This is a genomic window from Streptomyces gamaensis (assembly GCF_042656465.1).
In the GTDB taxonomy this organism is placed as follows: domain Bacteria; phylum Actinomycetota; class Actinomycetes; order Streptomycetales; family Streptomycetaceae; genus Streptomyces; species Streptomyces gamaensis.
Genome location: NZ_JBHSPB010000004.1, coordinates 405,222 through 428,764 on the forward strand (window position 1 = coordinate 405,222; position 23,543 = coordinate 428,764).

At 71.0% G+C, this 23,543-nt stretch carries 25 protein-coding genes; 16 read left to right on the top strand and 9 right to left on the bottom strand.

What is annotated here, in order from left to right:
- Positions 1 to 251 precede the first annotated feature (251 nt).
- Both ACFP1Z_RS09105 and ACFP1Z_RS09110 read left to right on the top strand, forming a co-directional pair.
- Positions 252 to 608, top strand: a complete 357-nt coding sequence (locus ACFP1Z_RS09105) for an NUDIX domain-containing protein (protein WP_390315418.1) — start codon at positions 252 to 254, stop codon at positions 606 to 608.
- A gap of 287 nt (positions 609 to 895) precedes the next feature.
- Entirely contained in the window at positions 896 to 1,411 is a 516-nt protein-coding gene (locus tag ACFP1Z_RS09110; RefSeq protein ID WP_390315419.1) for a DUF6879 family protein, read from the top strand.
- A 155-nt stretch (positions 1,412 to 1,566) separates the two neighbouring features.
- Here the strand turns inward: ACFP1Z_RS09110 and ACFP1Z_RS09115 are convergent, their stop codons facing one another.
- A complete protein-coding gene (locus tag ACFP1Z_RS09115) occupies positions 1,567 to 1,932 on the bottom strand; it encodes a hypothetical protein (RefSeq protein ID WP_390315420.1) in 366 nt (121 codons plus the stop codon).
- 273 nt (positions 1,933 to 2,205) lie between these two features.
- Here ACFP1Z_RS09115 and ACFP1Z_RS09120 point away from each other — a divergent pair, with 273 nt between their 5' ends.
- The 6 genes from ACFP1Z_RS09120 to ACFP1Z_RS09145 all read left to right on the top strand — a co-directional run bounded on the left by ACFP1Z_RS09120 (position 2,206) and on the right by ACFP1Z_RS09145 (position 7,019).
- Positions 2,206 to 3,417, top strand: a complete 1,212-nt coding sequence (locus ACFP1Z_RS09120) for a helix-turn-helix domain-containing protein (protein WP_390315547.1) — start codon at positions 2,206 to 2,208, stop codon at positions 3,415 to 3,417.
- Positions 3,418 to 3,511: 94 nt separating this feature from the next.
- Positions 3,512 to 3,997: a recombinase family protein gene (locus tag ACFP1Z_RS09125; RefSeq protein ID WP_390315421.1), complete on the top strand. Its 486-nt coding sequence runs from the start codon at positions 3,512 to 3,514 to the stop codon at positions 3,995 to 3,997.
- Complete coding sequence (locus tag ACFP1Z_RS09130; RefSeq protein ID WP_390315422.1) at positions 3,994 to 4,269, top strand: DUF7848 domain-containing protein; 276 nt, start codon at positions 3,994 to 3,996, stop codon at positions 4,267 to 4,269. Before ACFP1Z_RS09125 ends, ACFP1Z_RS09130 begins: the two co-directional genes overlap by 4 nt.
- Positions 4,270 to 4,563: 294 nt before the next feature.
- Positions 4,564 to 4,698, top strand: coding sequence for a hypothetical protein (locus tag ACFP1Z_RS09135; RefSeq protein ID WP_390315423.1), 135 nt, complete (start codon positions 4,564 to 4,566; stop codon positions 4,696 to 4,698).
- Between the two features lie 53 nt (positions 4,699 to 4,751).
- Positions 4,752 to 5,882, top strand: coding sequence for a methyltransferase domain-containing protein (locus tag ACFP1Z_RS09140; protein WP_390315548.1), 1,131 nt, complete (start codon positions 4,752 to 4,754; stop codon positions 5,880 to 5,882).
- 9 nt (positions 5,883 to 5,891) lie between these two features.
- Positions 5,892 to 7,019 (top strand): methyltransferase domain-containing protein, encoded by a 1,128-nt coding sequence (locus tag ACFP1Z_RS09145; RefSeq protein ID WP_390315424.1) that lies wholly within the window; start codon positions 5,892 to 5,894, stop codon positions 7,017 to 7,019.
- A 149-nt stretch (positions 7,020 to 7,168) separates the two neighbouring features.
- Here ACFP1Z_RS09145 and ACFP1Z_RS09150 read toward each other — a convergent pair whose 3' ends face one another.
- From ACFP1Z_RS09150 to speB, 4 genes are all read right to left on the bottom strand, one after another.
- The gene (locus tag ACFP1Z_RS09150) at positions 7,169 to 7,516 is read right to left on the bottom strand and encodes a hypothetical protein (protein WP_390315425.1); all 348 of its coding nucleotides are present in this window, start codon (positions 7,514 to 7,516) and stop codon (positions 7,169 to 7,171) included.
- A gap of 84 nt (positions 7,517 to 7,600) precedes the next feature.
- Positions 7,601 to 8,377 (bottom strand): alpha/beta fold hydrolase, encoded by a 777-nt coding sequence (locus tag ACFP1Z_RS09155; RefSeq protein ID WP_390315426.1) that lies wholly within the window; start codon positions 8,375 to 8,377, stop codon positions 7,601 to 7,603.
- 36 nt (positions 8,378 to 8,413) lie between these two features.
- The gene (locus ACFP1Z_RS09160) at positions 8,414 to 8,995 is read right to left on the bottom strand and encodes a Uma2 family endonuclease (RefSeq protein WP_390315427.1); all 582 of its coding nucleotides are present in this window, start codon (positions 8,993 to 8,995) and stop codon (positions 8,414 to 8,416) included.
- 141 nt (positions 8,996 to 9,136) lie between these two features.
- Positions 9,137 to 10,114, bottom strand: a complete 978-nt coding sequence (gene speB / locus ACFP1Z_RS09165; RefSeq protein WP_390315428.1) for an agmatinase — start codon at positions 10,112 to 10,114, stop codon at positions 9,137 to 9,139.
- Between the two features lie 212 nt (positions 10,115 to 10,326).
- On the opposite strand from speB, the gene ACFP1Z_RS09170 reads away from it, so the two are divergent.
- Positions 10,327 to 11,124 (top strand): phosphatase, encoded by a 798-nt coding sequence (locus ACFP1Z_RS09170; protein ID WP_390315429.1) that lies wholly within the window; start codon positions 10,327 to 10,329, stop codon positions 11,122 to 11,124.
- A 13-nt stretch (positions 11,125 to 11,137) separates the two neighbouring features.
- On the opposite strand, the gene ACFP1Z_RS09175 is transcribed toward ACFP1Z_RS09170, so the two are convergent.
- The 3 genes from ACFP1Z_RS09175 to ACFP1Z_RS09185 all read right to left on the bottom strand — a co-directional run bounded on the left by ACFP1Z_RS09175 (position 11,138) and on the right by ACFP1Z_RS09185 (position 13,421).
- A complete protein-coding gene (locus ACFP1Z_RS09175) occupies positions 11,138 to 11,380 on the bottom strand; it encodes a hypothetical protein (protein WP_390315430.1) in 243 nt (80 codons plus the stop codon).
- A gap of 49 nt (positions 11,381 to 11,429) precedes the next feature.
- A complete protein-coding gene (locus tag ACFP1Z_RS09180; protein WP_390315431.1) occupies positions 11,430 to 12,587 on the bottom strand; it encodes an acyl-CoA dehydrogenase family protein in 1,158 nt (385 codons plus the stop codon).
- A 177-nt stretch (positions 12,588 to 12,764) separates the two neighbouring features.
- Positions 12,765 to 13,421 (bottom strand): SACE_7040 family transcriptional regulator, encoded by a 657-nt coding sequence (locus tag ACFP1Z_RS09185; protein ID WP_390315432.1) that lies wholly within the window; start codon positions 13,419 to 13,421, stop codon positions 12,765 to 12,767.
- A 90-nt stretch (positions 13,422 to 13,511) separates the two neighbouring features.
- Here ACFP1Z_RS09185 and ACFP1Z_RS09190 point away from each other — a divergent pair, with 90 nt between their 5' ends.
- The 6 genes from ACFP1Z_RS09190 to glmS all read left to right on the top strand — a co-directional run bounded on the left by ACFP1Z_RS09190 (position 13,512) and on the right by glmS (position 21,753).
- Entirely contained in the window at positions 13,512 to 15,143 is a 1,632-nt protein-coding gene (locus ACFP1Z_RS09190; protein WP_390315433.1) for a carboxyl transferase domain-containing protein, read from the top strand.
- Between the two features lie 14 nt (positions 15,144 to 15,157).
- Entirely contained in the window at positions 15,158 to 17,314 is a 2,157-nt protein-coding gene (locus ACFP1Z_RS09195; protein ID WP_390315434.1) for an acetyl/propionyl/methylcrotonyl-CoA carboxylase subunit alpha, read from the top strand.
- Positions 17,311 to 18,252 (top strand): hydroxymethylglutaryl-CoA lyase, encoded by a 942-nt coding sequence (locus ACFP1Z_RS09200; RefSeq protein ID WP_390315436.1) that lies wholly within the window; start codon positions 17,311 to 17,313, stop codon positions 18,250 to 18,252. The genes ACFP1Z_RS09195 and ACFP1Z_RS09200 overlap by 4 nt, the downstream gene beginning before the upstream one ends.
- Positions 18,253 to 18,257: 5 nt before the next feature.
- Positions 18,258 to 19,424 carry an acyl-CoA dehydrogenase family protein gene (locus ACFP1Z_RS09205; protein WP_390315437.1) on the top strand — a complete coding sequence of 389 codons (1,167 nt, stop codon included), beginning with the start codon at positions 18,258 to 18,260 and terminating at the stop codon, positions 19,422 to 19,424.
- Between the two features lie 160 nt (positions 19,425 to 19,584).
- Positions 19,585 to 19,860, top strand: coding sequence for a hypothetical protein (locus ACFP1Z_RS09210; RefSeq protein WP_390315439.1), 276 nt, complete (start codon positions 19,585 to 19,587; stop codon positions 19,858 to 19,860).
- Positions 19,861 to 19,932: 72 nt separating this feature from the next.
- Positions 19,933 to 21,753 carry a glutamine--fructose-6-phosphate transaminase (isomerizing) gene (glmS, locus tag ACFP1Z_RS09215; protein ID WP_390315440.1) on the top strand — a complete coding sequence of 607 codons (1,821 nt, stop codon included), beginning with the start codon at positions 19,933 to 19,935 and terminating at the stop codon, positions 21,751 to 21,753.
- 409 nt (positions 21,754 to 22,162) lie between these two features.
- On the opposite strand, the gene ACFP1Z_RS09220 is transcribed toward glmS, so the two are convergent.
- A complete protein-coding gene (locus tag ACFP1Z_RS09220) occupies positions 22,163 to 22,684 on the bottom strand; it encodes a universal stress protein (protein ID WP_390315441.1) in 522 nt (173 codons plus the stop codon).
- Between the two features lie 406 nt (positions 22,685 to 23,090).
- Here ACFP1Z_RS09220 and ACFP1Z_RS09225 point away from each other — a divergent pair, with 406 nt between their 5' ends.
- On the top strand, positions 23,091 to 23,444 hold the full coding sequence (locus ACFP1Z_RS09225; protein ID WP_390315443.1) for a hypothetical protein: 354 nt from the start codon (positions 23,091 to 23,093) through the stop codon (positions 23,442 to 23,444).
- The last annotated feature ends 99 nt before the right edge of the window (positions 23,445 to 23,543 follow it).

Sequence of the window (23,543 nt, forward strand, 5' to 3'; positions counted from 1 at the left end):
GCGTCATCCCGGGGCCGGGGCCGGGGCCGGACCCAGTGCAGCACTGCACGCAGCCACGTCGGACTTCGAAAGGCTCGCGACATGACACCGACGCCTTCAGATCCCGACGCCTGGTACGCATACCTTGCCGAGGGCAATGCCAAACAGGCCAGAAAACGTGTGGCTGCGGACGTGCTGCTCCGGAACACAGCTGGCAACTTCCTCTTGGTGAAACCCACTTACAAGCCAGGATGGTGGACCTTCCTGGCGGCATGGCCGAAGCCAACGAGGCTCCCGACCTCGCGGCGGTCCGGGAGCTCCGGGAGGAGCTCTGTCTGACAGCGGTGATCCGTAGCCTGCTGGTGGTGGACTGGGTTGCTCCTCACGGACCGTGGGACGACCAACTGGCCTTTATCTTCGATGCCGGTGAAATCGATGCCGAGGCTGTGGCCGCACTCCGCCTTGGCGACGGAGAACTCTCCCAGCTCGCGTTCTTCCCCGCTGACGAAGCGACCGGACTGCTCCGACCGCGCCTCGCGCATCGCTTCAGATCCGCCGTGGCCGCGCTCGGCGACGGGGTGCCGCGGTATCTCCGCGAGGATACGGGGAGAGGAGCAGCGGAGGCGTGAAGGTCGGCCACGCACAAGGCCGCACGCCACTATAGAAAAAGGCGCATGCCCTCATCGGTCGCGTGCGCGCGAGACAAGGTTCGGCGAGTGATTGTCATGGACACGGGCACACTGGTGGCCCTGACTTCAGCGAGGCTGCAGGACCGAACATCCCCGATGGCGCCGCTGGCCGAGCCTGGCGCAAGCTCGTTCACACAAGCGCCGCCCCGACACACAGGAGGCACGGCATGGCTCTGCCCAAGCTGGGCAAGGACCCCGCATGCTGCAGTTCTTCCCGGAGGTGAACAGTGGCGGGCCCACCGCTTGAAGATCTCCTGCGCCGGTGCGAGCGATCGGCGGTTCATCTGGAGATGCGCGACGGTTACATGCGCGACGACCCCATGTTCATCGCCTGGCAGCAGGGGCACCGGGACGACCCGGCCGACCGTGCGTCGTGGTGGCGCCCCTGGCTGACCCTCATCCAGGAGACGACGGCGCGCGGTGTGCCAGTGCGCCGCGCGCGTCTGGTCAGTGAACCGGTCTCGGACTACGTCCAGTTCGAGTACGACGTGACGTTCACCAACGTCGCGGCAGGCGAACAGGTCCGCTGGCTACCGCGTCGCCGTGCCACCGATCTCGCTCTGCCGGGCAACGACTTCTGGCTGCTCGACGGCAGCACGGTCGTGGTCAACCACTTCGGCGGCGACGGGCAGTTCACGGACGAGGAGGTCGTGATCGAACCGGCGCTGGCCAAGCTCTGCGCTTCGGCGTTCGAGGCCGTGTGGGAGCGAGCCGTGCCGCACGAGGAGTACCGGCCGGCCTGAGCTCGCGTTCAACGGCCTTGGTGGGAGACGGTGCGCGATATCGAGAGCGCGCCCGGTGCACCCCCTCTCCGCGAACGCGAGCACGTGTTCACGTACGCGAGGCCCCCGCGTCAGCACTCATGAGCGCTGACGCGGGGCGGCGTCTCGTCGTGTGCTCAGCCCAGGGACTTCTCGATCGCTTCGAAGATGTCCGCGTCGGTCTCCCGCTGCCAAACCGGCAGCTCCGCCCAGTCCGCCACGTAGCCCGGCTTGGGGTCCGTGAAGTGCTTGTACATCTGGGCCGTCCAGCACGTGGCGACGAACCGGCCCTTCTGCTCACGCGACAACCGCGAAGCGTGGCCGTCGCTGAGCTCCAGGAAGTGGCGGACCTGCTCGTACACGGACCCTGCGGCAGCACGCTCCCAGCCGGGTGTGTCCTCCCAGGGGGTCACGTAGCCGGCTTTCGGTTCACCGGGGAAGTGCCTGTGCACCCCGGCGATCCATGTTTCGCGGAACAGTCGCGCACCTTCGTTCTCCGACAAGCCGACCCCTCTCATCGTGTCCGGCACAAGGCGGCGATCCCGGCTCTCAGCGCCGCGAAGCGATCGTCACGGGAGGGAGAGTCCAGATCGTCTCGCGGGGTCCGAAGTCTACGGGCGAGGCACCCCGGGGAAGACCCACGAGCCGGCCGTTCAGCCTCTGAGAGCTGGGCCGAGCGCGCTCGGGTCCTGCGCCGGTTCCGTTCACGCTGGGCGTCCGGGCGCCTGGACCTACCATCGGAGTTCAGCAGCCGGAGCAAACGCACTGGGGTGATCGTGAGCAACTGGGCCGACTTTACGAACGGTAAGCGCATCAAGTGCCTACGGGGCTCCGACCTGACGCAGCAGGGACTCGCCGATGCAGCTGGGCTGTCCCTCGCCTTGGTGCAGAAAGCCGAGCAGGACCGCGGCGAGTTGTCCGTCGGTTCTCTGCTCAAGCTCGCCCACGCGCTGAACACGGACGTATCCGTGATCCTGGGGCAGCAGGCACCGCGTCGGGGCATGGATCAGAGCGACCGTGCCGCGCTGCGCCAACTGTCCGATGCCGTGCACGAGAGCGCTCTCGGCGAGTGGGAGGGCATCGACGACCCGAGCACCGTCGAGGAACTGCGCGAGGCGCGCGACCGCGCGTGGGATTCCTACTGGGCGAGCGACACGGCCAAGGTGAGTGGCTACGCCTCAAAGGTCCTCATGGAAGGACAGGTCAGGTACGCCGGTGCCACCGGCAGCGAGCGCGAGCAAGTGGGCTCGATCCTGGCGAGCACGTACCGCGTAGCCGCGTCGTGCTCGAACGGATTCGGGCAACGCGACCTTGCGTTGAGCGCGCTCACGTCGGCAAAACACCTTGCGAAGAACGTCGATGACCCCGTGATGACGGCGCTGCTTGAGTCCACGCTGTCATGGATCTACCTGCGCGGCGCCAAGTTGCCCCGCGCCGTGTCCGTGGCCGAGCGCGCGGCATTGGCGATCGAGCCGTCGTTCAGCAGCGGGTCACGTCCGCAGTTGCTCGCGTACGGGCGTCTGATGATCTCCGCGGCCGTGGCGGCGTCGAGGCGCGAGGACGAGAGCGCGGCCGACGACTACATTTCGCAGGCGCACGCCGCAGCGGCGAGGCTGGGCCGGGACGAGAAGCTGTACGGAACCAGCTTCGGCCCAACGGCGGCGAAGACCGAGGCCGTTGGGATCCACGTCGCGTTGAAGAACTACGGGCGCGCACTCAAGCTCGCCAGTCACCCGGACATGAAGAAGCTCCCCAAGTCCATGTCGAAGGTGGCCCGCAACCGCTACAAGCTCGATGTTGCCCTCGCGCAGTGCGCGGCCGGCCTTTACGACCAGGCGGGAGACACACTGATCGAGGTAGGGCTCGACGCTCCGGAGTGGGTCAAGCATCAGGCGTTGCCCGGTGTCATCGGGAAGCGTCTCGCGAAGGTGTCCACAGCGCGCGTGCGGAACATCAGCGAACTCATCGGCGTGCCCTTGATCGCATGAGTCCTACGGGGCGTACGAGTTGGGGCCGGGCGACCTCGCCCGGTCCTACGCCTCGTCACTTCACTGTGCGTGGTCAGGTGGGCACGATTGATGCGTGATCAGCGTCGAGAACTGGCAGGGGCAGGGACGGACCAGGGTCCGCCGAACCGAAGGTGAACTGAGACGGCGTCAGGAATTGGCTGACGCGGCGGCGGGTCTCCCGCCGGGTGAGGCCGATGGACCGGCCGAGGCCGCGACGATCGGGCGGTTCCGCTGCGTGATCTACCTGTGCGGTGCTCCCAACACGAACATCGCGGGACCTCGCCGGGAGTGCACGGGGTACGCCGAGGCGTTCGGGTGGGAGGTCACGGACGTGATCGAGGAACGCGCGGGATTGCTGCCGCCGCAAGGGCGTGACGGGTTGCGGCAGGCCGTCGAGTGCGTCAAGAGCGGCGAAGCCGGGGCGGTTCTCACGGCGTGGCGCTCGATGATCTCGCCTGTTCCGCAGGAGTACGACGAGGTAGCGCGCGAGATCGAGAAGGCGGGCGGCTTCCTGCACGTCAAGGACTCGGCGCGCGACGGGCAGGAGGCAGCGCGGTGACCCGGCGCGTGTTCCGTTACGTCCCGTTCACCGTCGAACAGGACCGGACGGCAGAGCCGGAGTACGAGGCCCGGTGCGTCTCCGGTGACGACACCGAGTGCGGTGCGGAGTCCGGCACGCACCGCGACCCGGGCCCGGTCGAGGAGTGGCAGCGTAGGCACACCCAGGAGACCGGACACCGGCGCTACCGCCGCGACTTCGGCGACTACGCGGTGATGCGGCCCCCGGCCGGACTTGCCGAACTTGCGCGGGTAACCGGCGACACGGTGTGACGTTCGCCCCGGCCGTCGCGCGCCCGTGGCCCGATGTGTGGCCGCTCGTCGCGCAGACGGACGAAGAGCGCGGCGCGGCCTGCTGCTCGTGGATGCCCTCGCCACCCGCTGGGGTACTGCCTCACAGTCCCCCGGCAAGAATGTGTGGTTCGAACTCGACTTCAGCGCCCCGTTGATGAACCACCCGGACAACAGCACACCACACCACCAGGAGGCGCACGCATGAGCGGCCACTGCCGACGTCCGGCCGTGCCTGTCTCGCACACCTCCGATACCCGCAGAGGAGAAACAGCCATGACCGCCATCCCGAGCAACAACCCCGGCAACGGCGACAAACTCCCCGGCCAGCCGTGGCCCGGGCCCGAAACCCCGCCCACCCCCGACGGAGGCCCCGGCGTGCCCAACCCGCCGAAGGTGACCGGCCCGTGACCGTCAACGCACGCCAGGAGCGCCCCGGCCGTACGGAGCTGGGGCGCTCCCTGATGGCCAACGGCAGTCTGACGTCCGACTGGGTGCCCGCGTTCGCCGCCGTACCCCGCTCCGCGTTCCTGCCCGACCTGATGTGGCCGTTCGACATGAGTACCGGGCAGACCGTGACCGTCAACAGGGCCGACGAGCCGGCCGTGTGGCAGCGGTATGCCGACTCCGACACTCCCGTGGTGACGCAGTGGGACGACGGCCGGCACACCGGCACCGCCCCGGGACACGTGTCCACCTCATCGGCGTCCATGCCCAGCGTGGTCTTCGGCATGCTCCGCGACCTGGACGTACACCCCGGGCACCGCGTCCTGGAAATCGGCACCGGAACCGGCTGGAACGCCGCTCTCCTCGCGCATCGGCTCGGCGCCGGGAACGTGGTCACGGTGGAAATCGACGAAGCCGTATCGAGTGCCGCGCGCACGGCTCTTGAGCGTCGTGGGTTTCCGGTTCGCGTGGTCCACGGCGACGGGGCCCGAGGTTTCCCGGAAGCCGCGCCCTACGACCGTGTCATCGCCACGTGCGGGCTGCGGGCCGTCCCGTTCTCCTGGGTGGAACAGTGCCGCCCCGGCGGGGTCGTCGTGGCCCCCTGGGGAACGCACTACAGCAACGCCGATGCCGTGGCCCGCCTGGTCGTGGCCGATGACGGCACCTCCGCGTCAGGACGTTTCACCGGCCCGGTGGAATTCATGAAACTGCGCGCACAGCGCCGCCCTCCGGTAAAGCACTCCGACTACGTCATGGGCACGGTGGCCGACGGCGACGAGTCGACGACCACTGTCACCGAAGACCGCTTCGTCGCCGGGCAGTTCGGCCCCTTGCAGTTCGCCCTGGGGATCCGCGTGCCGGATTGTGCCTGCGTTGTCGCCGACAAACGGGACGGTGCCCGGCCCGTCTGGTTCTACGGGCTCAGCGACCGTTCATGGGCCTGCGTGATGTTCCGCGACGGCGACGCGGCGCGCGTATGGCAGTCGGGCCCCCGGCGCCTGTGGGACGAAACGGAATCCGCCCTGCGATGGTGGGAGGACGAAGGCAGGCCCGGACACGAACGGTTCGGACTCACACTCACGGCAGAAGAGCACAGGGTCTGGCTGGACGACCCGGACAACACCGAGGCGTGCGCGCCGAAATACTAGGAGCAGCCCATGCAGTGGGAAGCCCACGCCTCAGCATTGGCCGAACGCGTCACCCACGCCACGTCACGGTGGCGCCCCCACGTCGCTGCCCTTCCCCGGCACCTGTTCGTACCGCGCTGGTGGTCGCGGACGGCCGACGGCTGGGCGCTGCGGGACGGCCCGGCGGACGCCTCACGGTGGCTGGAGGCCGCGTACAGTGACACCTCGCTCGTCACGAGCGTCGGACCGCTCCACGCGGACCACGCCAAGTCCGAGGAGCGCCCGTACGGCCTGCCCACCTCGTCCGCGACTCTGCCCAGCCTGGTCGTCCGCATGTTCCAGCATGCGCGTCTCGGGGACAACGACGTGTTGTGCGACGTCGGTACGGGGTCCGGCTACGGCGCCGCCCTCGCCGCGCGCCGCCTCGGTGGTCACCGGGTGACGAGCGTGGACGTCGACCCGTACCTCACCACGGCCGCACGTGAACGCCTCGAAGCCGTTGGCTTGCGTCCCGCTCTCGCCACCATGGACGCCGCCGCCCAGCTCCCCGGCGTGTACGACCGGATCGTCGCCACCGTGGCCGTACGCCCCATCCCTGCGAGCTGGCTCGCCGCGCTCAAACCCGGCGGGCGCCTGGTGACCACGATCGCCGGCACGTCCTTGCTCGTCACCGCCGAGAAGGACGGGGACGGGGGTGCGACCGGGCGCGTCGAATGGGACCGAGCGGGATTCATGCACACGCGCACCGGTCCTGACTATCCGCCCCGCCCGACCGAACTGCTGGGCCGCGCCCGCGATCTGGAGGGGGAGGAGGTCCGCACGGGCCGCTATCCCGTCGTCGATGTCGCCGAGGCGTGGGACCTCGCCTCCATGCTCGACATCACAGCCCCGGGCATCGAGCACCACTACGAAGCACGCGACGGCCGCCGCCTCGCCCTCATGGCCCACGCCGACGGCTCATGGGCCCGCGCCACCGCCCACGGCACCGAACCGCCGACTGTCCACCAGAGCGGCCCGCAGCGCCTGTGGGACGCCCTCGACGACATCCGTGACCACTGGCTCGCTCAGGGCGAACTCCCTGTACGGGGCGCCAAGGTGTTCGTCAAACCCGACGGAACGACCTATCTCGCTCGCGGTCACTGGGTGGCCAAACTCTGATCCGATCGTGCCCGAGATGCACTCGGTCTGACACGTGTGAACCGGTTGCCGAAGCCCGGGTCTCGTCATTCGGGCTTCGACTGCCAACTCGCCCACCTCGTCGCGTACATGAAGAGCTTTCCTGCGGAAACGCCCCCGTGTCCTGGGTCTCAGGCCAACCCCAAACACACCCCAAACGGAACCGGAACCAACACCGCCGACCCCGCCCACATCCGCACCCGCGCACCCCGTCGCCGTGGCAGCAGCACATCCACCAGGACGATCAGCCACACCACGAACAGCCCCGTCACCACCAGCAGAAACTTCACGGCATCCGCGTGATCGAGCGTGTGGAAGTCGCAGTTGGTGAGCCCGGAACGGGCGGCTTCCGCCGTGCTGTGGCAGTCCATTGGCAGATACTTCGTGAGCAGCCACCATGCCAGATACAGGGGCACCATCGCCGGCACCCCGAGCCCGAGGTTCGCGAGCCCGGGTGCCCAGAGGCGGCGCTTGTGCATGAAGCTCCTGACGCTTCCTGAGACATTGGGAATTCGGGGAATATTCTCACCCATGTCCGGAGCGCTCCACGCAGTGGAGTCTTGTCAACCGTCGAGGAAATCCAGCACGAGCGGGGCGGCGACGGCCCGGAACTCCTCGAAGTACGCATGCCGGGCCCCGGGAATCAGACGCAGCCGCGCGCCGGGAATACGGTCAGCGAGCAGCGGTGCGTTCGCCGCCGGGTTGAGGCGGTCGTCGGTGCCGTGCAGCACCAGTGTGGGGGCAGTGATCCCCGGCAGCGCGTCCCACGCGTCGTGCTGTCTGCTGGCGGCCAGGTGCCCGCGCCGGGCCCGGGCGGACATGCCGGAGTCGCCCAACGTCCCGTACGGGCCGGGGTGATGCGCGAGCCAGTCCGGCGTGTACATCAGGTCGAGCAGCGCCCGTCGCGCCTCCGTGGGGTCCGGCTGGGCCAGGGACCGGCGGACGTCGTCAGCGCTGTCGACCGCGTGCGGTCCGCCCGGCGACGTACATCCGAGGACGAGCCTGCGGACCCGATCCGGGTGGTCGACGGCCACCCACTGGGCCACGCGTCCGCCCATGGACGTGCCGTAGACGTCCGCGCGGTCGGCGCCGAGTTCGTCGAGCACCGCGATCACGTCCCGCGCGAACTGGCGCGTACTGCACGGGGTTTGCGGCTCGTCGCTGTCTCCGGTCCCGCGATAGTCGAGGGTGACGGTGCTGCGGGCACCGTGGAAGTCCTCGCGGAGGCCGTCCCACCAGTGGTGACTGTTGGCCTGGCCGGCGAGCAGGACGAGTGGGGGCCCGTCGCCGACCGGTTGATACGCGATGCGGGCTCCGTCTTCGGTTTTGGCGTACGGCACAGTCGGCAGCCTATCCGTGGCCGGAGTCCCGGAAACTCAGAGGAAGTCGACGGTGTCGAGCTCGAACTCGAAGGGCGCCGAGAGAGGAAGGGCACTCCCGAAGGCGACGGACAGCGTCTTCGCGTAGTCGTCGTCCATCGGCTCGCTGAAGAGGAGCACCACGCTCTCCTTGCGGTCGACGACCAGATAGAGAGGGATGCCCGCACGCGCGTAGCAGTGCCGCTTGGCGACGCGGTCGCGCTCCGGCTTGGTGCTGGTCACTTCGACGACCATCGCAATGCCATCGGGAGCCATCCAGGACGGCGCGCCCCGAAAGAGGCGCAGCTCGCGGGGCGCGAAGGTCGCGTCAGGGATGACGTAGTTCTTGGGGCACAGCCCACCACGCGGAAGTTTCAGCCCCTTGTGACCGGAGACGTCCATGTCGGTGGACGACTTGCGCAGCACCTCCCTGACGATGCCGCTGACGTGGTCCTCGTGATCTCCGTCCGGAGCCGGTGACACAAAGATCTCCCCCTCGATCAGCTCGGCCCGGAAGCCCTCAGGGGTCTCCAGGGCGAGGAAGTAATCCAGGAGGGTCTCTTCCTGCGTCGGCGCAGGCTCATGTGCCATAACCGTCATGCTGCACCTCCTTGCGGTCGAACGCCAGCATGACCGGCCACGCCGGGCAACGGCCCCTTTCCGGGCCGGTTCACTCGTAAGGGGCTTCCGGGGGGGCACCCGGACCCCCGCCCCCGGGCACCCCCTCAACCCCCAACAGCCTTACGCGCCCCGCGCCCCCGCAATCTGCCGCGACATGATCGTCGTCAGCTCGTACGCCGTGTGCGAGGCCGCCACCGACGTGATCTCCGCGTGGTCGTAGGCCGGCGCGACCTCGACCAGGTCCGCGGAGACCAGGTGGCAGTCGGACAGGCCGCGCAGGATCTCCAGCAGTTCGCGGGAGGTCAGGCCGCCGGCCTCCGGGGTGCCGGTGCCCGGGGCGTGGGCCGGGTCCAGGACGTCGATGTCGATGGATATGTACAGGGGGCGGTCCCCGATGCGCTGGCGCAGCTGGTCGGCGACCTCGTCCACGCCGCGGCGCATGACGTCGGCGGAAGTGACGATGCCGAAGCCCATCTTGGCGTCGTCGTCCAGGTCCTTCTTGCCGTACAGCGGGCCGCGCGTGCCCACGTGCGAGAGGGCGGAGGTGTCGAGGATGCCCTCCTCGACGGCCCGCCGGAACGGGGTGCCGTGCGTGTACTCGGCGCCGAAGTACGTGTCCCAGGTGTCGAGATGGGCGTCGAAATGCAGCAGGGCCACCGGGCCGTGCTTCTTCGCGACGGAGCGCAGCAGCGGCAGCGCGATCGTGTGGTCGCCGCCGAGGGTCATCATGCGGGCGCCGGTGCCGAGGATCTCGTCGGCGGCCGCCTCGATCGTCTCGACGGCCTCGTCGATGTTGAAGGGGTTGGCGGCGATGTCACCGGCGTCGGCGACCTGCGCGAGGGCGAAGGGGGAGGCGTCCTGCGCGGGGTTGTACGGGCGCAGCAGCCGCGACGCCTCGCGGATCGCGTTGCCGCCGAAGCGGGCGCCGGGCCGGTAGGAGACGCCGGTGTCGAAGGGCACGCCGACGACGGCGACGTCGGCCCGCCCGCCGACCTCGTCGATGCGGGGCAGCCGCGCGAACGTCGCCGGGCCCGCGTAGCGCGGGATGCGGGAGGAGTCGACGGGGCCGCGCGGTTCACGGGGGGCGGAGGTGCTCATGCCTGGGGCCTCTCGAAGATCACGGACGCGTTACGGTCGGGTCGACGCCTGTACAGCGGCACCGGCCGTACCCGAGGGTAGGCAGGGCGGCGGGCTCCGCACATGTACGGAACTGCAGGGTCCGGACGCTCTGTATGTACATCACGTCCAGCACACCACGTTCAGCACATCGCGTTCAGCACACCCACCCGCGCCTGTCCCCGGGGGAGACCATGAAGGGCACGCCACCGCCGAACCGCACCGAGCTGATCGACCACCTCGTCCGTACCCGGATCGCGGGCCCGGTGGCCACGCCCCGCGAGAACAACCTCGGTCACTACCGCAGCCTCGCCGCGGGCGACCGTGATTTCTGGTTCGGGCTGGAGCTGGGCGACCGCTGGACGGACGAGCGGGACGTCCTGGCCGTGATGGCCGAGCGCTGCGGCGTGAGCCCCGACCCCGCGCACGGCAGCGGGCAGGACACGATCGACCCCGAGCTGACCGTGGCCGCCCTGGAGCGCGCGGCGGCGCTGCTGCGCAAGGCGGCGGACGGCCGGCAGCGGGTGCTCGTGGCGACCGGGCATCCCGGCGGGCTGCTGGACGTGCACCGGCGCACGGCCGACGCCCTGCGGGCCGCCGGCTGCGCGATCGTGTCCGTACCGGACGGGCTGACGGCCGACGGCGGCGCCGTGGTCCCCTTCGGGGACGTGGCCGTGGTCGAGTACGGCGCGACGATCCACCACACGCACTCCCCCGAGCCGATGGCCGCGATCCTCGACGCCCTGGAGCGGCGGGGCGACCCGCTGCCCGAGCTGGTGGTCGCCGACCACGGCTGGGCGGGCTGCGCGGCCCGGCGCGGACTGGACGCGATCGGCTACGCCGACAGCAACGACCCGGCCCTCTTCCTCGCGGAGGCGGAGGGCACCCTGCGCGTGGCGGTCCCGATCGACGACCACGTCGCCGACCCGCGCTTCTACGAGCCGATGACCGCGTATCTGCTGGACGCCGCAGGGCTGTTGGAGCAGGAGTAGCCGGGGCCCGCGCTCAGGAGGCCCCGGCCCCGCGGCCATTCCAGCCGCGCACCACGCACCACGTGCCCCCGTACAGCACCGCCGCCTCGGCCACCCGCAGCCCGACGCCCGATATCAGCCGGTCCGTACCGACGAGTTCGACGACATGCGTGTGCCAGAAGAACAGCAGGAGGATGCCCAGGCCGAGGACGAGCGCCCCGGCACCGATCAGCAGCCCCCTGGCCGCTCCGCTCATCGGTGCCGCCGCAGCCGTCATCCGTATCCCCTTCCCCCGTACCTGACACCCCGTAATCCTGCGGAGGACTCTACAGCCCCATCGACTTCGCGATGATCGACCGCATGACCTCGCTCGTCCCCCCGTAGATCCGCGTCACCCGGGTGTCCGCGTACAGCCGCGCGATCGGGAACTCCATCATGTAGCCGTAACCGCCGTGCAGCTGGAGGCACTTGTCGATGACGACGCCCGCGCGCTCGGTCGTGAACAGCTTGGCGGACGCGGCGTCGGCCGCCGTCAGTTCGCCGGCGTCGTGCGCGTCGAGGGCGCGGTCGACGACGGCCTGCATCGCGTCGACGTCGGCCTTGCAGTCGGCGAGCACGAACTTCGTGTTCTGGAACGAGGCCACGGCCTTGCCGAAGACAGTGCGCTCCCGCACGTACTCCTTGGCGAACTCGACGGCGGCGGCGGCCTGCGCGCACGCGCTTATGGCGATGCCGAGCCGCTCTTGCGGCAGGTTCCGCCCGAGGTATCCGAAGGCCTTGCCCTCCTCGCCGAGGAGGTCGTGGACGGGCACCTCGACGTCGGTGAAGGAGAGTTCGGCGGTGTCGGAGGCGTCCAGCCCGAGCTTCTCCAGCTTGCGGCCGACCTGGTAGCCCGGGGAGCTCGTGTCGACGGCGAGGATGGAGATCCCGGACCGCCGGTCCTGCTCGCCGGCCGGGGCCGTGCGCGCGCACACGAGCACGCGGTCGGCCTGGACGCCGCCGGTGATGAAGGTCTTGGCGCCGTTGAGGACGTAGTGACTACCGTCCTCGGAGAGCTTCGCGGTAGTGCGCATGCCGGCCAGGTCGGAGCCGGTGCCCGGCTCGGTCATGGCGATGGCCGTCATCATGTCGCCGGAGACGAACGGCGGCAGCCAGCGCCGCTTCTGCTCCTCCGTGCCGTACGCGAGCAGATACGGCAGCACGAGGGCCGTGTGCACGCCGCTGCCGCCGAAGCTGACGCCGGCGCGGGCGCACTCCTCGGTGATGACCGCGTTGAACTTGAAGCTGTGCTGTCCGGCGCCGCCGTACTCCTCCGGCACCTGGATGCCGAAGACGCCGAGCGCGCCGAGCTTCTTGTTGAAGTCGCGCGGGACGACACCGGCCTCGCGCCAGTCGTCGTAGTACGGCACGACCTCGCGGGAGATGAAGTCGCGGATGGTCTCCCGGAACGCCTCGTGCTCCTCGCCGAACACCGTGCGGCGCACGCGCACCACCCTCCCTCGTCGCCGAACTCCCCGAAGCCCTGGACGGCCCGGGGAGTTACCTTTGCCGGACGTCACCGACCAAGCGCTTGCTCAGCCTCTCGCGGACACCCGCGAAGCTACTCCTCGGTCAACACCCTGTCCAGGGCGGGCCGTTCAGCGGAACTCGGTCTTCCTGATTCAGTCTTCCTGATCCGTGGACCCGTCCATTGAACGCCCGTCGCCGTCCGAGAGTGCCGCCAGCGCGCCGAGCGCGAGCCGGCGCAGCAGCGCCGCCGTCGCCGCGCGCCCCGGAAGTGCGCCGGGCCGCCCGAGGTGCGGAGTGGAGTTCAGCAGCCCGAAGACCGCGTGCACGGCGGCCCGGGCCTCCGCCTCGTCCGCCCCGGGGTGCAGCGCGCGCACGACCCCGACCCACAGCTCGACGTACTGCCGCTGCAGGGAGCGCACCTGCTTGCGGTCGCCCTCCCGCAGCTGCCCGAGCTCCCGGTCGTGCAGGGTGATCAGCGCCCGGTCGTCGAGCGCGAAGTCGATGTGCCCGTCGATGAGCGAGTCCAGCACGGCGGCCGGGTCGCCGGCCCGCGCGGCCTCGGCGGCGCGCTGCCGGCCGCCCTCGAAGAGCCGCTCGCTGATGCCGACCAGCAGCTCGGAGAGCATCGCGTCCTTGCCCGCGAAGTGCCGGTAGAGGCCGGGGCCGCTGATGCCGACCGCCGCCCCTATCTCGTCCACCCCCACGCCGTGGAAGCCGCGCTCGGCGAAGAGCCGGGCCGCCTCCCTGAGGATCTGCTCACGGCGGGTGGGGGCCGGTGCGGCCGGGGTGCGGGTACCTGCTTCATTCACGCACGCAATTGTAGACAGCGCGGTTAGCCGCCGTTAACCTGAAGGAAAAGTGTGTTAACGCTCATTAACCGAGCAAGGGAGCTCGTGTACATGCAGCAGGCACCGGTGCTGGACAGCGCCGCCGACCCGGCCTCGGAGGCGTGGGCGGCGAACACCGCGGCGCACCGCGCGCTCGCGGCGGAGCTGCGGGAGCGGCTGGCCGCGGCGCGGCTGGGCGGGGGCGAGAAGGCGCGGGCACGGCACGCGTCGCGCGGCAAGCTGCTGCCGCGCGAGCGGGTGGACGCGCTGCTCGACCCCGGCTCGCCCTTCCTGGAGCTGTCGCCGCTGGCCGCCGAGGGGATGTACGGCGGGGCGGCCCCGGCCGCCGGGATCGTCACCGGCGTCGGCCGGGTCTCCGGGCGCGAGACGGTGATCGTCGCCAACGACGCGACGGTCAAGGGCGGCACGTACTACCCCATGACCGTCAAGAAGCACCTGCGCGCGCAGGAGGTCGCGCTGGAGAACCGGCTGCCGTGCCTGTATCTCGTGGACTCCGGCGGCGCGTTCCTGCCGATGCAGGACGAGGTCTTCCCCGACCGCGAGCACTTCGGGCGGATCTTCTACAACCAGGCCCGGATGTCCGGCGCCGGCATCCCGCAGATCGCGGCCGTCCTCGGCTCGTGCACGGCCGGCGGCGCGTACGTGCCGGCGATGAGCGACGAGGCCGTCATCGTGCGCGGCCAGGGCACGATCTTCCTGGGCGGGCCGCCGCTGGTGAAGGCGGCCACCGGCGAGGTCGTCACGGCCGAGGAGCTGGGCGGCGGCGAGGTCCACTCCAGGGTCTCCGGCGTCACCGACCACCTCGCCGAGGACGACGCGCACGCCCTGCGCATCGTCCGCACCGTCGTCTCCACACTCCCCCGTCGCGGCGCGCTCCCCTGGCCGGTCGAGCCCGCCGAGGAGCCGGCCGTGGACCCGAGCGGCCTCCACGGCGCGGTGCCGGCCGACCCGCGCACGCCGTACGACGTGCGCGAGGTCGTCGCCCGGCTCGTCGACGGGTCCCGCTTCGCGGAGTTCAAGGCCGAGTTCGGACAGACCCTCGTGACCGGTTTCGCCCGGATTCACGGCCATCCGGTCGGCATCGTCGCCAACAACGGCATCCTGTTCTCCGAATCAGCACAGAAGGGCGCCCATTTCATCGAGCTGTGCGACCAACGCGGCATCCCCCTGCTGTTCCTGCAGAACATTTCCGGCTTCATGGTGGGCCGGCAGTACGAGGCGGGCGGCATCGCCAAGCACGGCGCGAAGATGGTCACCGCCGTGGCCTGCACGCGTGTGCCGAAGCTGACGGTCGTCATCGGCGGCTCCTACGGAGCGGGCAACTACTCGATGTGCGGCCGCGCTTATTCACCGCGCTTCCTGTGGATGTGGCCCAACGCGAAGATCTCCGTCATGGGCGGCGAGCAGGCCGCGTCCGTCCTCGCGACCGTCAAGCGCGACCAGTTGGAGGCACGCGGCGAGCAGTGGAGCGCCGAGGAGGAGGACGCCTTCCGCGCACCCGTCCGCGAACAGTACGAGCGGCAGGGCAACGCCTACTACGCCACCGCCCGGCTGTGGGACGACGGCGTCATCGACCCGCTGGAGACACGCACCGTCCTCGGCCTCGCGCTCACCGCGTGCGCCAACGCGCCACTGCCCGAGAAGGACCCGGACGCGCCCGGCTACGGCGTCTTCCGGATGTGAGAGGGGAACCGCGCATGGTCTTCGACAGCGTTCTGGTCGCCAACCGGGGCGAGATCGCGGTACGCGTCATCCGTACGCTGCGCGCCCTCGGCATCCGCTCGGTCGCCGTCTTCAGCGACGCCGACGCCGACGCCCGGCACGTACGGGAGGCCGACACGGCCGTACGCCTCGGGCCGGCCGCCGCCGCCGAGAGCTATCTGTCCGCCGAGCGCCTGCTGGACGCCGCCGCCCGCACCGGCGCGCGGGCCGTCCACCCCGGCTACGGCTTCCTCGCCGAGAACGCGGCCTTCGCGCGCGCCTGCGCAGGAGCCGGGCTCGTCTTCATCGGGCCGCCCGCCACGGCGATCGAGCTCATGGGCGACAAGATCCGCGCCAAGGAGACCGTACGGGCAGCGGGCGTGCCCGTCGTCCCCGGCTCCTCCGGCAGCGGTCTGAGCGACGCCGAACTCGCCGCCGCCGCACGGGAGATCGGCATGCCCGTCCTGCTCAAGCCGTCCGCTGGCGGCGGCGGCAAGGGCATGCGGCTCGTCCGGGACGCAGCCGCCCTCGCCGAGGAGATCGCCGCCGCCCGCCGCGAGGCCCGCGGCTCCTTCGGCGACGACACCCTGCTCGTCGAGCGGTGGATCGACCGCCCCCGCCACATCGAGATCCAGGTCCTCGCCGACGGCCACGGAGGCGTCGTCCACCTCGGCGAGCGCGAGTGCTCCCTCCAGCGCCGCCACCAGAAGATCGTCGAGGAGGCGCCCAGCGTCCTGCTCGATCCGGACACGCGGGCCGCGATGGGCGCCGCCGCCGTGCAGGCCGCCCGCTCCTGCGGCTATACGGGCGCGGGCACCGTCGAGTTCATCGTGCCGGGCGACGACCCGGGCGCGTACTGCTTCATGGAGATGAACACCCGCCTCCAGGTCGAGCACCCCGTCACCGAACTGGTCACCGGGCTCGACCTCGTCGAGTGGCAGATCCGGACCGCCGCCGGCGAACGGCTCGGCTTCGGCCAGGACGACATCGCGCTCACCGGGCACGCCGTCGAGGCCCGTATCTGCGCCGAGACCGCGCGCGTCGTCGCCTCCGGCGCGGGCGAGCGCGTGGACTTCCTGCCGTCGGCCGGTACGGTACGGGCGCTGCGCGAGCCCTCCGGACCCGGCGTGCGCGTCGACTCCTCCCTCGCCGAGGGCACGGAGGTCGGCACCGCCTACGACCCGATGCTCGCCAAGGTGATCGCGCACGGCCCGGACCGGGCCACGGCCCTGCGCCGGCTGCGCGCCGCGCTCGCGGGCACCGTCGTGCTCGGCGTGGACACCAACACGGGTTTCCTGCGGCGGCTGTTGGGGCACCCGGCGGTCGTCTCCGGCGACCTCGACACGGGCCTGGTCGACCGCGAGGCGGCGGCCCTCGCCCGTACGCCCGTCCCACCCGAGGCGTACGCGACGGCCGCCCTCCTGCGCCACGCCGCACTGGAACCACCGTCCGCCCCCGGCTGGACGGACCCCTTCTCCCTGCCCACGGGCTTCCGCCTGGGCGGCGAGGCGGCCTGGACGCCCTACGACTTCCGGGTGCCGGGAGGGGACCCGGTGAGGGTACGGGTCCGGGGGCGGGCACACGAGGCGGAACTGGGCCTGCCACCCCAAGCCCGTCCGGCGTTTGAGGACCGGGGGTCTGGGGGCGGAGCCCCTGGGGGCACCCCCGGACGGAGTCTGGGGGAGGGAAGGGGCGGGGAGGGGGAAGAAACCGTGCGCGCCCGCCTCCTCACCCGCACCGACCCCCGCATCGAACCCGGCACCGTCACCACCGAACTCCACGGGCGTACCCACACCTTCACCTGCGCCACCGGCCCGGACGGCACGTGGCTGAGCCGCGACGGCGACACCTGGCACCTCCCCCACCACGACCCCGTGCAGGCCCGCGACAGCACCGCGTACGGCCGCGCCGACACCCTCACCGCCCCCATGCCCGGCACCGTCACCGTCGTCAAGGCGAGCGTCGGCGAGCGCGTCCGGGCCGGGCAGAGCCTGCTCGTCGTGGAGGCGATGAAGATGGAGCACGTCATCGCCGCCCCCCACGACGGCACCGTCACCGAGCTGGGCGTGGCCCCCGGCGCGACGGTCGCCATGGACCAGGTGCTCGCCGTCGTCGCCCCGGCGGAGCCCGCCGACCCGAAGGAGGCGCCATGACCGCCGCCGGCCTGCCCATGACCGTACGGGAGCCCGGCCTCCCGGACCGGGTCCGGATCCACGAAGTCGGCCCGCGCGACGGGCTGCAGAACGAGAAGACGGTCGTCCCGTTGGAGGTGAAGGCGGAGTTCGTCCACCGTCTCGCCGCCGCCGGCCTCGGCACGATCGAGGCGACGAGCTTCGTGCATCCCCGCTGGGTGCCCCAACTCGCCGACGCCGAGCAGCTGATGCCGCTCCTGGCGGACGTGGACGCCCGGCTGCCGGTGCTCGTGCCGAACGAGCGCGGCCTGGAGCGCGCCCTGGCCCTCGGCGTCCGCGAGATCGCCGTGTTCGGCAGCGCCACCGAGTCCTTCGCGAAGGCGAACCTCAACCGCACGGTGGAGGAGTCCCTGGAGATGTTCGCCCCGGTCGTGGCCCGGGCGAAGGACGCCGGGCTGCGGGTGCGCGGCTATCTGTCGATGTGCTTCGGCGACCCGTGGGAGGGCCCGGTGCCCGTCCCCCAGGTCGTCGGCGTCAGCCGGAGGCTGCTGGAGCTGGGCTGCGACGAGCTGAGCCTGGGCGACACGATCGGCGTCGCCACGCCCGGCCACGTCGGCGCCCTGCTGGGCGCCCTGCGCGCGGCGGGGGTGCCGGCGGCCGCTCTGGCGGTGCACTTCCACGACACCTACGGGCAGGCCCTCGCCAACACCCTGGCCGCGCTGCGGCACGGGGTGACGACGGTCGACGCCTCGGCGGGCGGCCTTGGCGGCTGCCCGTACGCGAAGAGCGCCACCGGCAACCTCGCGACCGAGGACCTCGTGTGGATGCTCGACGGCCTCGGTATCGCGACCGGGGTCGACCTCGGCCTGCTCACCGCCACGAGCGTGTGGATGGCCGACCGGCTGGGGCGGCCCAGCCCCTCCCGCACCGTCCGCGCCCTCTCCCGACAGGAGACGTGAAAGCCATGCCGCTGGACCACCGCCTCACCCCTGAGCACGAGGAACTCCGCCGCACCGTCGAGGAGTTCGCGCACGACGTCGTGGCACCGAAGATCGGCGACTTCTACGAACGTCACGAGTTCCCGTACGAGATCGTGCGGGAGATGGGCCGTATGGGCCTGTTCGGGCTGCCCTTCCCGGAGGAGTACGGCGGGATGGGCGGCGACTATCTGGCGCTGGGCCTGGCCCTGGAGGAACTGGCCCGCGTCGACTCCTCGGTGGCGATCACCCTGGAGGCGGGCGTCTCGCTGGGCGCGATGCCCGTCTTCCGGTTCGGTACCGAGGAGCAGAAACGCACCTGGCTGCCGAAGCTGTGTTCCGGCGGGATGCTCGGCGCGTTCGGGCTGACGGAGCCGGAGTGCGGTTCGGACGCGGGCGGGACCCGTACCACCGCGCGGCTCGACGAGGCCACGGACGAGTGGGTGATCAACGGCACCAAGTGCTTCATCACCAACTCCGGCACGGACATCACCGGGCTGGTCACGGTCACGGCCGTCACGGGGCACGACGCGGACGGCAGGCCGGAGATCTCCGCGGTCATCGTGCCGTCCGGGACGCCCGGGTTCACGGTCGCGGCCCCCTACTCCAAGGTGGGCTGGAACGCCTCGGACACGCGTGAGCTGTCCTTCGCGGACGTACGGGTGCCGCGCGCGAACCTGCTCGGCGAGCTCGGGCGCGGCTACGCGCAGTTCCTGCGGATCCTCGACGAGGGCCGGATCGCGATCTCCGCGCTGGCCACGGGGCTCGCGCAGGGCTGCGTCGACGAGTCGCTCGCGTACGCGCGGACGCGGCACGCCTTCGGCCGGCCGATCGGGGCGAACCAGGCCATCCAGTTCAAGATCGCGGACATGGAGATGCGGGCGCACACGGCCCGTCTCGCGTGGCGCGACGCGGCGTCCCGGCTGGTGCACGGGGAGCCGTTCAAGAAGGAGGCGGCGCTGGCGAAGCTGTACTCGTCGGAGATCGCGGTGACCAACGCCCGCGAGGCCACCCAGATCCACGGCGGCTACGGCTTCATGAACGAGTACCCGGTGGCCCGGATGTGGCGCGACTCCAAGATCCTCGAAATCGGTGAGGGCACGAGCGAGGTGCAGCGCATGCTGATCGCCCGCGAACTGGGGCTGGCGGGGTAGGGGAGGTACGGCCCGGAAGCGGGCTCCGCGCGTCCCGCTTCCGGAAGCCAGTGATCCACTTCTCCGGGTTCGCCCGATTTCCACCCCCGGACCAGCCCCTCCCTGCCCGAATTCGGGCAAGATTCTTGCGAACGGCTCTCCCAGCCCTCAGTATCGACGGGTGCTCGAACGCCGGATGTCCCACGACGACCTGATCGACCACCTGGTCCGCAGTACGCCGCTGCAGCGCGGCGAGGCAGCCCGGGTGGTCCTGGACGTGCTGGCGTACTTCGACGAGACGACCGAGACGTTCGTCCGCCGCCGACACCGCGAACTGCAGTCCGGCGGGCTGACCAACGCGGAGATCTTCGAGCGGATCTCGACGGAGCTGCCGCACCGCGCGGTGGCCCCGCCCGAACTCTCGCTGCGGCAACTGCGCCGCATCGTCTACGGCTGAGACAGCGAAACGGCGGCTCCTGCCGCCGTCGGGCATCCACTGATCGTTTGCTGCCAGGGAGGGTCTTCGACCATGTGCGGAATCGTCGGATACATCGGGAAGCGCGACGTCGCCCCGCTGCTGCTGGAGGGCCTGCAGCGGCTGGAGTACCGCGGCTACGACTCCGCCGGCATCGCCCTGCACGCCTCCGGCAAGGCCGGCGGCCTCAAGGCCGCCAAGGCCAAGGGCCGCGTCCGCGAGCTGGAGGCCCGGCTGCCCAAGCGCTTCAACGGCACCGCCGGCATCGCGCACACCCGCTGGGCCACCCACGGCGCCCCCAACGACGTCAACGCCCACCCGCACCTGGACGCCCAGGAGAAGGTCGCCGTCGTCCACAACGGCATCATCGACAACGCCGCCGAGCTGCGCGACAAGCTGACGGCCGAGGGCTTCGTCCTCGTCTCCGACACCGACACCGAGGTCCTGGCCCACCTCGTCGCCCGCTCCGAAGCCGCCACCCTGGAGGAGAAGGTCCGCGAGGCGGTGCGCCACGTCGAGGGCACCTACGGCATCGCCGTCCTGCACGCCGACTTCCCCGACCGCATCGTCGTCGCCCGCAACGGCTCGCCCGTCGTGCTCGGCATAGGCGAGAAGGAGATGTTCGTCTCCTCCGACGTCGCCGCGCTCGTCAGCCACACCCGCCAGGTCGTCACCCTCGACGACGGCGAGATGGCCACCCTCAAGGCCGACGACTACCGCACCTACACCACCGAGGGCTCCTCGACCTCCGCCCGGCCGACCACCGTGGAGTGGGAGGCCGAGTCCTACGACATGGGCGGCCACGACACGTACATGCACAAGGAGATCCACGAGCAGGCCGAGGCCGTGGACCGCGCGCTGCGCGGCCGCATCGACGACCGCTTCTCCACCGTGCACCTGGGCGGGCTGAACCTCGACGCCCGCGAGGCGCGCGCGGTGCGCCGCGTGAAGATCCTCGGCTGCGGCACCTCGTACCACGCGGGCATGATCGGCGCCCAGATGATCGAGGAACTGGCCCGGATCCCCGCCGACGCCGAGCCCGCCTCGGAGTTCCGCTACCGCAACCCGGTCGTGGACCCCGACACCCTCTACATCGCCGTCTCCCAGTCCGGTGAGACCTACGACGTGCTCGCCGCCGTCCAGGAGCTCAAGCGCAAGGGCGCCCGCGTGCTGGGCCTGGTCAACGTGGTCGGCTCGGCGATCGCCCGGGAGACCGACGGCGGCATCTACGTGCACGCCGGCCCCGAGGTGTGCGTGGTCTCCACCAAGTGCTTCACCAACATGGTGGTCGCCTTCGGGCTGTTCGCCCTGCACCTGGGCCGCACCCGCGACCTGTCCGTCGCCGACGGCAAGCGGATCATCGAGGGCCTGCGCAGGCTGCCCGCCCAGATCGAGGAGATCCTGGCGAACGAGGCCCAGATCGAGAAGCTGGCCGCGGAGTACGCGGACGCCAAGTCGATGATGTTCATCGGCCGCGTCCGGGGCTACCCGGTGGCCCGCGAGGCCTCCCTGAAGCTCAAGGAGGTCTCCTACATCCACGCCGAGGCCTACCCGGCCTCCGAGCTCAAGCACGGCCCCCTGGCACTGATCGAGCCAGCGATGCCGACCGTCGCGATCGTGCCGGACGACGACCTGCTGGAGAAGAACCGCGCCGCGCTGGAGGAGATCAAGGCCCGCAGCGGCCGCATCCTCGCCGTCGCGCACCAGGAGCAGGAGAAGGCCGACCACACGATCGTGGTGCCGAAGAACGAGGACGAGCTCGACCCGATCCTCATGGGCATCCCGCTGCAGCTCCTCGCCTACTACACGGCCAAGGCCATGGGCCGTGACATCGACAAGCCGCGCAACCTGGCGAAGTCGGTGACCGTCGAGTAACCCCCTGGGGACTCCCGGCCGTTCGGGGCCGTACGGCCCGTACTCCCCCGAACACCCCTGACCGGGACGACCCTTCGAGCCGACCTGTCACGGCTCGATCGGCCGTCCTCCCGCGGCGGCCGCTCCACCGCGGGGAAGGCGGCCCCCTTCGCGCGTGCCACCAATGCGCGCGAAGGGGGCCGCCTTTTGTACGCCGGCGTCGCCCTCGCCGGCGATGCCGCCGCCGGAAGCGCGGGAACCGTCACCTCCCGCCCGACGGCGAGGCACGCCGTATGCGCGGATGTCTACCCCCGCGCGACGGCGCCGTCACCCCCTACGGACGGGTAGATTCAGCGGTCCGCGGCACGGCGACAGCGACCACTGCCCGTGCGGGGAGCGGGAGTTGGGGATACGGACGGGGCTGGGGGACCTACGGGATGACGACCACCGGCCGCTGCGCGCGCCGCGCCAGCCGGCCGGCCACCGAGCCGAAGATGCGGCCCACCAGGCCGTGCGTCGAGCCGACGACGATCGCGTCCGCCGAGTACTCCCGGCCGACCTCCTCCAGCTCGTGGCAGATGTCGCCGCCGCGCTCGACGAGGATCCAGGGAACCTCCGACAGATAGTCCGCACAGGCCAGTTCGAGGCCCAGCACCTCGGTGCGGTGGTCGGGGACGTCCACGAAGACGGGGGGCTCGCAGCCCGCCCACACGGTCGTCGGCAGCCGGTTGGCGACATGCACGATGATCAGCCCCGAGCCGGAGCGCCGGGCCATGCCGATTGCATACGCAAGCGCTCGCTCGCTCGACGTCGAGCCGTCGAAGCCCACCACGACGCCGTGCTGGAACGCCGGATCGCAGGAATGGCGTGTTTCTTCCGCCGCTTCGGGGTGCACCGAGTGATCGGCGATCCCTTTGCGGTCCGCGGGTTCGGAGAATTCGTGACCGGCCATCGATATCTCGGCGAAGGGTGTCCTCGGGCGGAGGGAGCTCGGCGGTGGACTGTTGGAGTTGTCAGAAGGTGCGCCGCCCGGCTGCGGAGTCCGCTGCGGCTCAGGGACCCACGGATCGAAAAATCCGTCCGGGATTCATCTTTTCAATCACTTACCCACCAGGGTACGGCGCCACGCCCCGCCTGCCCAGGGGCGCCCACCACCCCCGGGGACCGCGCGCGGCGCGCTCCCGGGCGCGCCGGGGCGGCACGCGATGCCCCGCAGGTTCGGGCGTTCCCCGGAGCATGCACGAGGGCGGCGCGGAGCGCAATGCCCCCGTTGCGGTCCTCCTGGACCCGCCGCAGTGACCCGTGGCCCCGGCCCGCCGTTGTACCAGCGCCAGCCGACGCCACCAGGGAGGCGCTCCGTGCCCGGAACCCGCGATCACGCCCGCGCCGACGACCCCGGGGACGGGCGGTCCGCCCCCGCCGGCGGCTCCCCCGATCCGGTGAGCGACGTGGTGCGCTGGAGCGCGTTCAGCTGTGTCCTGGTGCCTGTCGCGCTGCTGATGTGCGGTCAGTCCTTCGGGGGCGCCGCGGGCACCGCGGCGGGGCTCGTGGCCCTCACCTGCGCCTGCCGCGCGCTGCTGCGCCAGTCCGAGCGCGGCGCCGCCCGGATCGCGGCGGAGCAGACCCTCCCGCACCGCGGCCGGCACGGCCGCACCGGCGGCGGGGCGCACCGAGGTGCCCGTCACCCCGGCTCCGGTCCACCGGGGGAATGACGTCTTCGTACGCGTGGACCCACCGGTTTTCGGCCAACTTCAGGCCGAACCCCACAGCTTGGCCTGAGCACCCCCCAACAGCCTGTCGACCAGCAAGGA